The 12,041-nt window shown below is 68.5% G+C and carries 9 protein-coding genes; 8 read left to right on the top strand and 1 reads right to left on the bottom strand.

Annotated elements, in window-relative coordinates:
- Positions 1–67 precede the first annotated feature (67 nt).
- The 5 genes from DN412_RS07510 (at position 68) to DN412_RS07490 (ending at position 6,714) form a co-directional block, all read left to right on the top strand.
- The gene (locus tag DN412_RS07510; protein WP_115013925.1) at positions 68–1,138 is read left to right on the top strand and encodes a YihY/virulence factor BrkB family protein; all 1,071 of its coding nucleotides are present in this window, start codon (positions 68–70) and stop codon (positions 1,136–1,138) included.
- A 160-nt stretch (positions 1,139–1,298) separates the two neighbouring features.
- Positions 1,299–2,900: a peptide chain release factor 3 gene (locus DN412_RS07505; RefSeq protein WP_115013924.1), complete on the top strand. Its 1,602-nt coding sequence runs from the start codon at positions 1,299–1,301 to the stop codon at positions 2,898–2,900.
- A gap of 278 nt (positions 2,901–3,178) precedes the next feature.
- Entirely contained in the window at positions 3,179–4,426 is a 1,248-nt protein-coding gene (locus tag DN412_RS07500; RefSeq protein ID WP_115013923.1) for an MFS transporter, read from the top strand.
- A gap of 160 nt (positions 4,427–4,586) precedes the next feature.
- Entirely contained in the window at positions 4,587–5,486 is a 900-nt protein-coding gene (locus DN412_RS07495) for a helix-turn-helix domain-containing protein (RefSeq protein ID WP_115013922.1), read from the top strand.
- A 289-nt stretch (positions 5,487–5,775) separates the two neighbouring features.
- A complete protein-coding gene (locus tag DN412_RS07490) occupies positions 5,776–6,714 on the top strand; it encodes a mechanosensitive ion channel family protein (protein ID WP_115013921.1) in 939 nt (312 codons plus the stop codon).
- Here DN412_RS07490 and edd read toward each other — a convergent pair.
- Complete coding sequence (gene edd / locus DN412_RS07485; protein ID WP_115013920.1) at positions 6,711–8,591, bottom strand: phosphogluconate dehydratase; 1,881 nt, start codon at positions 8,589–8,591, stop codon at positions 6,711–6,713. The two genes, DN412_RS07490 and edd, sit on opposite strands and share 4 nt — an antisense overlap.
- Positions 8,592–8,817: 226 nt before the next feature.
- Between edd and zwf the strand changes: the two genes are divergently transcribed.
- From zwf to glk, 3 genes are read left to right on the top strand one after another with little or no spacing between them, the layout of a single operon-like run.
- Positions 8,818–10,275, top strand: coding sequence for a glucose-6-phosphate dehydrogenase (zwf, locus tag DN412_RS07480; protein ID WP_115013919.1), 1,458 nt, complete (start codon positions 8,818–8,820; stop codon positions 10,273–10,275).
- Between the two features lie 34 nt (positions 10,276–10,309).
- Positions 10,310–10,990, top strand: coding sequence for a 6-phosphogluconolactonase (gene pgl / locus DN412_RS07475; RefSeq protein ID WP_115013918.1), 681 nt, complete (start codon positions 10,310–10,312; stop codon positions 10,988–10,990).
- A gap of 36 nt (positions 10,991–11,026) precedes the next feature.
- Positions 11,027–12,040 (top strand): glucokinase, encoded by a 1,014-nt coding sequence (gene glk, locus DN412_RS07470; protein WP_115013917.1) that lies wholly within the window; start codon positions 11,027–11,029, stop codon positions 12,038–12,040.
- Position 12,041: the final 1 nt, after the last annotated feature.

Here is a 12,041-nt window from a genome sequence, read left to right as displayed (position 1 = left end):
CTCCGGTGCGCCGCTCGGTGCCTCTATCGGTGCGCGGCTCCGTACGCCCGATTGGGCAACCCGCCCGATGCGCAGTATGATGAACGCAGAGTCCGCCGCGCACACCGCGCCGCGCGGGCAGGCGCAACGCACGCGCGCTCCGCATGGCGGGTCGCGTCAGCACAAGGCCGTGACCGACAAGACCGACCCCCCGACCTCTCCTGCCGCCAGCGGCGTGCCGCAGCCGCGCAAGCATCGCCCGCACTGGCTGCCCGACCGCCACACCGGCGCGCGCACGTTGCGCGTGGTCGGCGCCGCCATCAACTCGTGGTTCGCGCACCGCGCCGCCAGCAAGGGTGCGGCCCTGTCTTTTTATATGTTGTTCTCGCTGGCGCCGATCCTGGTGCTGGTGATCTCGATCGCCGGATTGTTTTTTGGCGCCGAGGCCGCGCGCGGCGAGATCTTCACGCAGCTCAAAGACCTGGTGGGCGACCAGGGCGCCGCCGCCATCCAGCAAATACTCGCCGCCACGCACCGCGCCGGCGGCAGCGGCATGGCGGCACTGATAGCGACGGGCATCCTGTTCGTAGGCGCCACCAGTGCCTTTGCCGAACTCAAGAGCAGCCTGGATGACATCTGGCATGTGCCGGTGCCCGCAACGGCCAGCTGGCGGCAACTGCTGCACGCGCGCCTGCTGTCATTCAGCCTGGTGCTGGTGCTGGCCTTCATGCTGCTGGTATCGCTGATCGTCAATGCCGCGCTGGCGGTGGTCGAGCGGCTCTGGGGCCAGTTGTGGACACAGTCGTGGTTTGCGCCGGTGGCCGATGTGATCTCCACCGTGTTTTCCTTTGCCGTGGTGACCACGCTGTTCGCCGTGATCTTCAAGATGCTGCCCAATGCACGCATCGCCTGGCGCGACGTGACCATGGGTGCGGTCATCACCGCGCTGCTGTTTTCGTTCGGCAAGCGGCTCATCGGCCTGTACCTGGGCAACAGCGCCGTGGCCTCGTCGTACGGCGCCGCGGGCTCGGTGGTGGCGCTGATGCTATGGGTGTACTACTCGGCACAGATTTTCTTTTTCGGCGCCGAACTGACGCGCCAGTACGCGCTGCAGTTCGGCAGCCTGCGCGGCAAGCCGGCGGACAAGCTGGCCGAATAGGAACAGCGCAAATCCCGTAGCGGCGCCCAAACCGGTAAAATAACGCCCCATTCCCTTCGCGTGCCCGCAGTGCTCGGCCCCGTCGCCGCCTGCGGCGCTGCCGGTCCTGGTCCCGGCCACCCGCCGGGCCATCCAATATTCCCAGTCAAACTCCGCTGCCGTGAGCTCGCTCGTTTCTGAAATTGCGCGTCGACGCACCTTTGCCATCATCTCCCACCCCGATGCGGGCAAGACCACCCTGACCGAAAAGCTGCTGTGGTTCGGCGGCGCCATCCAGGTCGCGGGCGAAGTGCGCGCGCGCAAGGCCGACCGCCACGCCACCTCGGACTGGATGGAGCTGGAAAAACAGCGCGGCATCTCGGTGACCTCGTCGGTGATGCAGTTCCCCTACCGCCGTGACACCGGGGATGGCAAGGCGCAGGAGAACATCGTCAACCTGCTCGACACCCCGGGCCACGAGGACTTCTCCGAAGACACTTACCGCACGCTGACCGCAGTGGACTCCGCGGTGATGGTGATCGACTCGGTCAACGGCGTGGAAGCGCAGACCATCAAGCTCCTCAACGTCTGCCGCCTGCGCGCCACGCCCATCCTGACCTTCATCAACAAGCTCGACCGCGAGGGCCGCTCGCCGATCGAGCTGCTCGACGAGATCGAGGACGTGCTGCAGATCCAGTGCGCGCCGATGACCTGGCCGATCGGCATGGGCAAGGCCTTCCGCGGCGTCTACCACCTGATCGACGACAAGGTGCAGCTGTTCGATCCGCATGGCGACAAGGGTACGGCCGCGATCCTGGACGGGCTGGACAATCCGGAACTGGACCGCATGCTGGGCAGCCAGGCCGAAGAGCTGCGCATCGAGATCGAACTGGTGCGCGGTGCCTCGCACACCTTCGACAAGGAAGCCTTCCTCAACGGCAAGCAGACCCCGGTGTACTTTGGCTCGGCCATCAACAACTTCGGCGTGCAGTCGCTGCTGGATGCGCTGTGCGAACTGTCGCCGCCGCCGCTGGCGCGCCATACGGATTCGCGCGTGGTGGAGCCGCAGGAGCCCAAGTTCACCGGCTTCGTCTTCAAGATCCAGGCCAATATGGATCCGCGCCACCGCGACCGCATCGCCTTCGTGCGCGTGTGCTCGGGCCGCTTCGAGCGCGGCATGAAGCTGCTGCACGTGTCGGCGGGCAAGACCGTGGCGATCAACAACGCCATCACCTTCATGGCGCAGGACCGCAACACCACCGAAGAGGCCTATGCCGGCGACATCATCGGCGTGCCCAACCACGGCACCATCCGCCTGGGCGATGTCTTCACCGAGGGCGAGCCGCTCAAGTTCACCGGCATCCCGTCGTTCGCGCCGGAGTTCTTCCGCCGCGCGCGCCTGAACAACCCGCTCAAGGTCAAGCAGCTGCAGAAGGGCCTGCAGCAGCTGGCGGAAGAGGGCGCCACGCAGATGTTCCGCCCGCTGGCTTCCAACGACCTGGTGCTGGGTGCCGTGGGCATCCTGCAGTTCGATGTGGTCGCGCACCGGCTCGAGCACGAGTACGGTGTCGACGCCATCTTCGAATCGCATGAATGTGCCACCGCGCGCTGGCTCAAGGGTACCCCCGCGGAGATCGAAAAGCTGATCGCCAAGGCTGGACATAACGTAGCACTGGACGGGGCTGGCGACCATGTCTACCTGGCGCCGAGCATGGTGAACCTGCGCTTGACGCAGGAGCGGTTCCCGGAACTGCAGTTCCTGGGGACGCGCGAGATCGTGTGATCCTGTGTATCCGCTGCAAGCAAAACGGCCCGCGTGATGAACGCGGGCCGTTTTGCTTGCAGGCTGTTGGCCCCCCGCTTCCGGCCGCTTGTACCCGAAAGGCGGCAGCGACGCGCATATCTCGCCGCTTTTTGTGTGCGTATGTGGCCATCTGTATGCATGAATTAAGCATGCGCTTTAGAATCTTGCCTTTGTGCGCTGCAATTGCTGGCATCGTGTCCCCGATGGCACGGTGACCCGCGGCAGCGCACAACAATTTCCGCCTCCCTCCCGCACCCATGTCTTCCCCTGCCACCGTCCCGGCCGCCGAGCCGGACAGCGTATTCCGCGACGCCGTTTTCCGCCGCTACTGGTTCGCGCGCCTGTGCACCACCATTGGCTACCAGATCTTTACCGTGGCGGTGGGCTGGCAGATGTACGACCTGACGCGCGACCCGCTGATGCTGGGCATGGTCGGGCTGGTGCAGTTCCTGCCGTCGGTGGTGCTGATCCTGATGTCGGGCCATGTGGCGGACCGTTTCGACCGGCGCCGGATCGTGCGCACCTGCCAGTCGATCGAAGCACTGCTGGCCGCGGGGATGGCGGCAGCCAGCTTGAATGGCTGGATCGACAGCCACTACATCTTTGTTTTCGTCGCGCTGATCGGGGCCACGCGCGCGTTCGAGAACCCCACGCTGCAGGCGCTGCTGCCCAGCGTGGTGACGCCGCGCCAGCTGCCGCGCGCCGTGGCGCTGGCGAGCTCGGCCGGCCAGACCGCCATCATCATCGGCCCGGCCATCGGCGGCTTTGCCTATGTGGCGGGCCCGGGCGTGGTGTACACGCTGAGCGCGACACTGTTTGCCATCGCGGCCGCGCTGGTGAGCGGCATCACGCTGCGCCAGGCCGCGCAGCGGCTGACCGCGCCGGTCAGCGTGCGCACCGTCTTTGCCGGCTTTGCCTATATCCGCAGCCGCCCGGTGCTGCTGGGGGCGATCTCGCTGGACATGGTCGCGGTGTTGCTGGGCGGCGCCGCGGCGCTCTTGCCGATCTACGCACGCGACATCCTGCATACCGGGCCTTGGGGCCTGGGGCTGCTGCGCTCGTCGCCGGCCATCGGTGCACTTGCCATGGCGCTGTGGCTGGCGCGCCATCCGCTGAACCGGCGCGCCGGGCGCATCATGTTCGCCGCGGTGGCGGTGTTCGGGGTCGCCACGGTGGTGTTCGGCGTGTCGACCTGGCTGCCGCTGTCGATGGCGGCGCTGGTGGTGCTGGGCGCGTCGGACATGATCAGCGTGGTGGTGCGCTCCACGCTGGTGCAGCTCGATACGCCGGACGACATGCGCGGGCGCGTCGGCGCCGTCAACTCGGTCTTTATCGGCGCCTCCAACCAGCTGGGCGAGTTCGAGTCCGGCGTCACGGCGGCGCTTTTCGGCCCGGTGGGGGCGGTGATCCTGGGCGGCGTCGGCACGCTGCTGGTGGTGGCGGTGTGGATGCGGCTGTTCCCGGCGCTGGCGTCGCGCGACAAGCTGCACGACCACTCGGCCTGAGCGGGGCGCAAACGGGCAGCGAAATGCGCAAAGCGTACCCGTTTCTGCGTGTGCGGATTTGGGGCTGCGGGCGGTATAGTCGAGGCTCGCGCGCCAACTTTCGTCGCTGAAAGTAGCGCACGCCGAGCCCAGCCGCACCCTTTACCAACGCGTGCAACCCATGCCCATGCCGACCGATCCGCTCCAGCGCCACGCCGTGTTCGCCGCACTCAGCGGCTCGCGCGCGTCGCTGGAACGCGCCGCCGCGCTGGGCGATGGCCTCGGCGTGGCGCTGTGGCGCAACCGGAACGACAGCACCGGCTACGCGCAGCCCGGCCACCACACCATGTCGGTCTACCTGGAAGGCGGGCACGCCACCTACCGGCGCAACCAGCCCGGCAACAAGGGCGCCCCGGGCCGGCTGTGCCTGCTGCCTGCCGACCATGAATCGCGCTGGCACGTGGGCGGCCCGCAGCGCTTCCTGCACCTGTACTTCCGCCCCGAATACCTGGCCTGGCACTGCGTGCGCCTGCTCGACCGCGAGCCGCGCGCGGTGGCCTTGCGTGACCTGACCTTTGCCGACGATCCCTATCTGTTTGGCCTGAGCCAGCGGCTTGCCGCCATGAACTGGGGCCAGCCCGACGCGCGCATGGCCGGCAATGCGCTGGCGCACGAGGCGGTCAGCCACCTGGTGCTCACCCACGCCGGGTGCGCCGCGCCGACGGACTGGCGCGGCGGCCTGTCGGCGCAGGCGCGGCGCACCGTGCGCGACTGGATCGAGAGCCACCCCGGCGACAACCCCACGCTGGGCGAACTGGCCGCACTGGCCGGGCTGTCCGAGTTCCACTTCGCGCGCATGTTCCGGGTGTCGTTCGGCATGCCGCCCCATGCCTGGATCCTGCGCGCGCGGCTGGAGCGGGCACAGCGGCTGCTGGCCGATCCGCGCCGTCCGCTGCACGAGGTGGCCGCCCGCGCCGGGTTTGCCTCGGCCAGCCACCTGAGCCATCGCTTTCGTGCCACATTCGGCGTGACACCCGGCGTCTGGCGCGCGGGCGCAACGCACGCTGCCAGCATCGGCTGATCCGGCGCCAGCCGTTACGGCGCAAGGGCTGGCGCCGAACCCGCTGGGCTCGTCCCGAAATCCCGGGAAACCAAATCCCGCTCCGCTTGTCCCCCTCAGTGTGGCGTGTTTCCAGCTTTGTCAGTGATCGTCTGACATCGTATATTCAACGTTCATCAATTTTTCAAATCGATGTTCGCGTATGGTGGCCGGCGGACGCCCCCGAACGCCCGTTGCAGCACGCAGAAACGGGTACGCATTGCCAGCACCGTCTAGAACCCCGACAACAACCGCAAACGGAGCCGCTCCCATGAACCTCAACCTTATCGATGCCAACAAAGTCGAGGCGGGCTGGACTTACCTGGTCCAGTTCGCCATCAATCAGGGCATGAACTGCCTGGCGGCGCTGCTGATCCTGATTGCCGGCTGGTGGCTCTCGGCCCGCGTTGCCACCGCGGCGCGGCGCGCGCTCAGCGGCACCCATGTCGACGCCACCATGCGCCCGCTGCTGGCCAATACGCTGCAGTGGATGGTGCGCGTGCTGACCATCGTGCTGGTGCTGTCGCAGTTCGGCGTGCAGACCGCCAGCATCATCGCCATGCTGGGCGCCGCGGGCCTGGCCATCGGGCTGGCGCTGCAGGGCACGCTGCAGAACATTGCCGCCGGCATCATGCTGGTGCTGCTGCGGCCGTTCCGCGTGGGCCAGTACATCGATGCGCAGGGCGTGGCCGGCACGGTGCGCGAAACCGGGCTCTTCATGACCGAGCTGACCACCTTCGACGGCGTCTGCCTGCGCGTGCCCAACGGCAAGCTGTGGGGCAGCGCCATCACCAACTACAGCGAGAACGCCACGCGGCGCGCGGACATCGAGGCCACGGTGACCTTCGACAGCGATGTGCAGCGCAGCCTGGAAGCGCTGCGCGCGATGCTCGCGCGCGAGCCGCGCCTGCTGGCCGAGCCCAGGCCCGAGGCCATGGTAGTCAACTACACGCAGCAGGGCATCACGCTCAACGTGCGCTACTGGACCTCGAACGACGACTACTGGAACGTGCGCTTCGCGTTCTACGAGCGCATCAAGCACGTGCTGGAACAGGCCGGCAGCAAGCTGGCGGTGCCGATCCAGGAACTGCATGTACCGGGCGCCGCCTCCGTACCTGGTGCGGTGAAGGTGGTCGACAGCGCGCCATCGACGGGTGCGCCGCGCCCGGCCGGCGCGGCCCCGCGCCAGCCGGTGCAGCACCTGGGCTAGCCCTGCACGGGCACGTTGCTTTCGCTGGCCTCGGTGGCCTCGTTGTCACCCTCGCTCTCGTCCGAAAACAGCGTGCAGGCGCCGCTTTCGGCAGTGCTGACATGGCGCCGGAAGGTGGCGAACAGGTCGCGGCCCACGCCGTGGCGATTGGCGCGCAAGTCTGGCCGGGCCGGCTCGCGCGCCTGCCATTCATCATCCCGCACCAGTACATCAAGGATCCCGCCAGGCGCATCCACCATCATCATGTCGCCGGTGCGCACGCGCGCTATCGCGCCGCCGTGCAGCGCCTCGGGGCAGACGTGGATCGCCGCGGGCACCTTGCCCGACGCGCCCGACATGCGCCCATCGGTCACCAGCGCCACATGGAAGCCGCGGTCCTGCAGCACCGTCAGCGTGGGCGTGAGCTTGTGCAGCTCGGGCATGCCGCACGAGGCCGGGCCCTGCCACGGCAGCACCGCGACGAAGTCGCGCTCCAGCTCGCCGCGCCTGAACGCGTGCAGCACATCGTCCTGATGCGCGAACACGATCGCCGGTGCCTGCACCACCTGGTGCTCGGCCTTGACCGCCGACGTCTTGATCACCGCGCGGCCCAGTTTGCCGTCCAGCAGCTTGATGCCGCCGTCCGGGGCAAAGGGCGCATCCGCGCCGCGCACGATGCTGTCGTCGAGCGGCACGGCCGGGCCATCGATCCAGGTCAGCTTGCCGTCGCGCAGCACGGGTTCGCGCGTGTAGTCCTGCAGCCCGCGGCCGACGATGGTGGTCACGTCGTCGTGCACGAGGCCGAGCGCCAGCAGCCCGCGGATCACCACCGGCAGCCCGCCGGCGGCCTGGAACTGGTTCACGTCGGCCTTGCCGTTCGGGTACACGCGCGCCAGCAGCGGCACCACGGCCGAGAGCTCGTCGAAGTCGTCCCAGCTCAGCACGATGCCGGCCACGCGCGCCATCGCGATCAGGTGCAGGGTGTGGTTGGTGGAGCCGCCCGTGGCCAGCAGCCCGACGATGCCATTGACGAAGGCGCGCTCGTCCAGCACCTCGGCCACTGGCGTATAGCGCTCGCCGCCGTGCACCAGCCTGAGCGCCTGGCGCGCGGCCTCGCGCGTGAGCGCTTCGCGCAGCGGCGTGTTGGGGTTGACGAAGGCCGTTCCCGGCAGGTGCAGGCCCATCATTTCCATCAGCATCTGGTTGGAGTTGGCGGTGCCGTAGAAGGTGCAGGTGCCGGGGCCGTGATAGGAGCGGGTCTCGGCCTCGAGCAGTTCCTTGCGGCCGATCTTGCCTTCGGCGTAGAGCTGGCGCGTTTGCGCCTTTTCGTCGTTGCTGATGCCGGTGGTCATCGGCCCGCCCGGCACGAACACCGCCGGCAGGTGGCCGAAGGACAGCGCGCCCATCACCAGGCCGGGCACGATCTTGTCGCACACGCCCAGGTACAGCGCCGCATCGAACATCTGGTGCGACAGCGCCACGGCCGCGGCCAGCGCGATCACGTCGCGCGAGAACAGCGACAGGTCCATGCCGTCCTGGCCTTGCGTGACGCCGTCGCACATCGCGGGCGTGCCGCCGGCAAACTGCGCGGTGCCGCCGGCTTCGAGCGCCGCTTCCTTGAGCCATTGGGGGAAGGCCGCCAGCGGCTGGTGCGCCGACAGCATGTCGTTGTAGGCCGAGACGATCGCCAGGTTGGGTCGCTCGTCGGCTTTCAGCCGGATCTTGGCGGCGTCCGGCATGGCGGCCACCGCGTGGGCCAGGTTGGTACAGGAAAGCTGCGCGCGTTCGACCTTCTGCCCGGCCATGGCGCGGGTGCGCTCAAGATACGCCTGGCGCGAGGCGGCGCTGCGGGAGACGATGCGGGCGGTGACCCGCTCGAGCACTGGATGACGTGGCATGGGGTTCTCCTGCGGGGGAGCTTTCAGCCTAGCGCACTTTGCCGCGTACCGCACGATCCCCCGCGCGGTGCACGCAGAAACGGGTACGCTTCGCGTTTCGGTCATGCATTTGCCATGGCATGTGCCGCGGCCTGCGCCTCGCCAAGCGCTGGCGAGTCACGTAAACTGGCCACAACGCGCGCCTTCCATGGCGGGTCTTCCATCGCTAAAGGAGTTCAGGGTGAGCATGCCTGATTTCGACATGGTGCTGTGCGGCGGCACCGGCGACCTGGCGCGGCGCAAGCTGCTGCCTTCCCTGTTCGATGCGCACCACGCGGGCCTGCTGCATCCGGCCGCGCGCATCCTCGCCACCGGCAGCCAGCCGCTCTCGACCGCGGACTACCTCGCCTCGCTGGAGCAGACCGTGCGCCCCGCGCTGGCCCATGCGCCGCCGGAGTCATGGGACAGGTTCTGCGCGCGCATCGTCTACGTGCAGGCCGATGCACGCGTGCCGGCGCATTTCGATGCACTGGCCGAGCAGGTGCTGGCACGCAAGCCAGAAGTGGTGGTGTGCTATCTCGCCACCGCGCCGCATCTGTTCGTGCCGATCTGCGAGCAGCTGGCACGCACCGGCCTGAATACGCGCCAGGCGCCCAACGTCCGCATCGTGCTGGAGAAGCCGCTGGGGCATGACCTGGAATCGAACGAGGCCATCAACTCGGCGGTGGCGAAGTTCTTCGCCGAAGAGCAGATCTACCGCATCGACCATTACCTCGGCAAGGAGTCGGTGCAGAACCTGATGGCGATCCGCTTCGGCAACGCGCTGTTCGAGCCGCTGTGGCGGCGCGAGTGGGTGCAGGACGTGCAGATCACCATCGCCGAAGAACTGGGCGTGGAAACGCGCGGCGACTTCTACGACCACACCGGCGCACTGCGCGACATGGTGCAGAACCACTTGCTGCAGCTCCTGTGCATGGTGGCGATGGAGCCGCCGGCCAGCCTCAGCGAAGACGCCATCCGCGACGAGAAGATCAAGATCCTGAAAGCGCTCAGGCCGATCACGCCGCAGGACGTGGCCGAGAAGACCGTGCGCGGCCAGTACAAGTCGGGTGCCATCGGCGGCAAGCCGGTTCCGGGCTACCTGGAAGAAGCGGGCATCGCGTCGGACAGTCGTACCGAGACCTTTGTCGCGATCAAGGCCGAGATCGCCAACTGGCGCTGGGAAGGCGTGCCCTTCTACCTGCGCACGGGGAAGCGCATGCAGTCGCGCGTGGCCGAGATCGTGATCCATTTCCGCGACGTGCCGCACGCGATCTTCCCGCGGCCGCTGACGCTGTCGCCGCAGAACCGGCTAGTGATCCAGTTGCAGCCCGAGGAAAGCATCCGCCTGTACTGCCTGGTCAAGCAGCCCGGCGACACGCTGGAACTGACGCCGACCTCGCTCGACCTGGACTTCGCCAACTCGTTCAAGGTGCGCCGTGCCGGCGCCTACGAACGGCTGCTGCTGGACGTGATCCGCGGCCGGCTGGGCCTGTTCGTGCGCCGCGACGAGCAGGTGCAGGCATGGCGCTGGGTCGAACCCATCATCGATACCTGGGAAGCCAGCACCATGCCGCCCAAGCCCTATACCGCCGGCACCTGGGGGCCGGCCGCGTCGTCGGCGCTGATGTCGCGCGACGGCGGGCTGTGGCACGAGGAGGCCTGAGCCATGCGCCCGCAGAATCGCAAAGGAAACCATCATGCGGCTGTTTGAACATCCCACCCCGATGGACCAGGCCGAGGCGCTGGCCATCTCCATCGGTCATGCGCTGGAGCTCGCCATCCGCGTCAAGGGCTGGGCGGTGCTGGCCGTCTCGGGCGGACGCTCGCCGGTGGCGATGTTCGAGCGGCTGCGCCACCGCCACGTGCGCTGGGACGCGGTGACCATTACACTGGTCGACGAGCGCGTGGTGCCGCCCGATCACGCGGACAGCAACGCGGCGCTGGTGCGCGCGCACCTGCTGCGCGAGGCCGCCGCGAGTGCCGCCTTCGTGCCGCTGATTGCCGATGCGCAGGACGTGGCCGCCCCCGCGCAGGCGGTGGCGCGCGCCAACGGCGCATTCCGCCAACCCGACGTGGTCGTGCTGGGCATGGGCGAGGACGGCCATACCGCCTCGCTGTTCCCGGATGCGCCCGAACTGCAGAGCGCGCTGAGCGAGCCTCAGCCGGGCTACGTGATCACGCACCCGTCGGTCGCGCCGCATGCCCGCATCACGCTGAATCTGGCGGCGCTGCTGGCCGCCGAGCGCGTGTTCCTGTCAGTGTCCGGCGCGGCCAAGGCCGAGGTGCTCGACCGCGCGCTGCAGGGCCCGACGCCGTCCTTGCCGGTCAGCCTGGTGCTGTCGCGGCACCGGCACGGGTTTGACGTGTTCAAGACCTGACTGAGCTGATTTCCAAGGGGAGCGATACCCGACGCCATGGCCACCACTGCATCCTCCTATGCCGATTTCCCCCGCCTGCTCGGCGATATCGGCGGCACCAACGTGCGCTTTGCCCTGGAAACCGCGCCCATGCAGATCGGGCCGGTGACGGCGCTGAAGGTGGCCGATTTCACATCGCTGGAAGCCGCGCTGCGCCAGTTCCTCGACGGCCTCGCCGCGTCGGGACAGCCCGCGCCGCGGCACGCCGCGATCGGCCTGGCGAACCCGGTGACCGGCGACCAGGTCCGCCTCACCAACCACAACTGGTCGTTCTCGATCGACGGCATGCGGCGTGCGCTCGGGCTGCAGACCCTGTTGGCCATCAACGACTTCACCGCGCTGGCGATGGCCCTGCCGCACCTGCCCGCCAACGGGCTGGCACAGGTGCGCGCCGGCACCGCAGTGCGCACCGCGCCGCTGGCGCTGGTCGGGCCCGGTACCGGCCTGGGCGTCTCCGGCCTGGTGCCGGCGCCGGGCGGGCAGGCCGTGGCGCTGGCCGGAGAAGGCGGCCATATCGAGCTGATGCCGGACACTGACGACGAATGGGTCGCCTGGCGCGCGGCGCATCGCAACGTCGGCCGGGTGTCGGCAGAGCGGCTCCTGAGCGGCAGCGGCCTGTCGCATATCCATGCCGCGCTGGCCGCAGAAACGGGTACGCTTTTGCTCGCGCCGCTGCTGCCGGAGCAGGTCACCACGGGTGCCTTTGAACGCAACGACTCGCTGTGCCAGCGCGCCATGGCCGTGTTCTTCGGCTTGCTCGGCTCGGTTGCGGCCGACGTCGCGCTGGTGGTCGGTGCGCGCGGCGGGGTCTACCTGGGCGGCGGCATCCTGCCGCGCTTCGTGCCGGCGCTGCAGGCCTCGGTGTTCGCCGAACGCTTCGTCGCCAAGGGCCGCATGCGCGGCTGGCTCGAGGCCGTGCCGGTCTACGTCATCACCGCCAGCCATCCGGCGCTGCCGGGGCTGGCGCAAGCGCTGGCCGAGCGCCTCGGCGGCCCGGTCCGGAACGGCTAGC

This window comes from Cupriavidus lacunae (assembly GCF_003353055.1).
GTDB lineage: Bacteria > Pseudomonadota > Gammaproteobacteria > Burkholderiales > Burkholderiaceae > Cupriavidus > Cupriavidus lacunae.
Note: the sequence above shows the minus strand (reverse complement) of the source record. Positions and strands in the feature narration are given on the sequence as shown.

What these genes read in the sequence shown, in the direction of transcription:
- DN412_RS07510 (WP_115013925.1), top strand. Translation starts at nt 68, where the DNA reads ATGCGCAGTATGATGAACGCAGAGTCCGCCGCGCACACCGCGCCGCGC.
- DN412_RS07500 (WP_115013923.1), top strand. Translation starts at nt 3,179, where the DNA reads ATGTCTTCCCCTGCCACCGTCCCGGCCGCCGAGCCGGACAGCGTATTC.
- DN412_RS07495 (WP_115013922.1), top strand. Translation starts at nt 4,587, where the DNA reads ATGCCCATGCCGACCGATCCGCTCCAGCGCCACGCCGTGTTCGCCGCA.
- DN412_RS07490 (WP_115013921.1), top strand. Translation starts at nt 5,776, where the DNA reads ATGAACCTCAACCTTATCGATGCCAACAAAGTCGAGGCGGGCTGGACT.
- edd (WP_115013920.1), bottom strand. Translation starts at nt 8,591, where the DNA reads ATGCCACGTCATCCAGTGCTCGAGCGGGTCACCGCCCGCATCGTCTCC.
- zwf (WP_115013919.1), top strand. Translation starts at nt 8,818, where the DNA reads ATGCCTGATTTCGACATGGTGCTGTGCGGCGGCACCGGCGACCTGGCG.
- pgl (WP_115013918.1), top strand. Translation starts at nt 10,310, where the DNA reads ATGCGGCTGTTTGAACATCCCACCCCGATGGACCAGGCCGAGGCGCTG.
- glk (WP_115013917.1), top strand. Translation starts at nt 11,027, where the DNA reads ATGGCCACCACTGCATCCTCCTATGCCGATTTCCCCCGCCTGCTCGGC.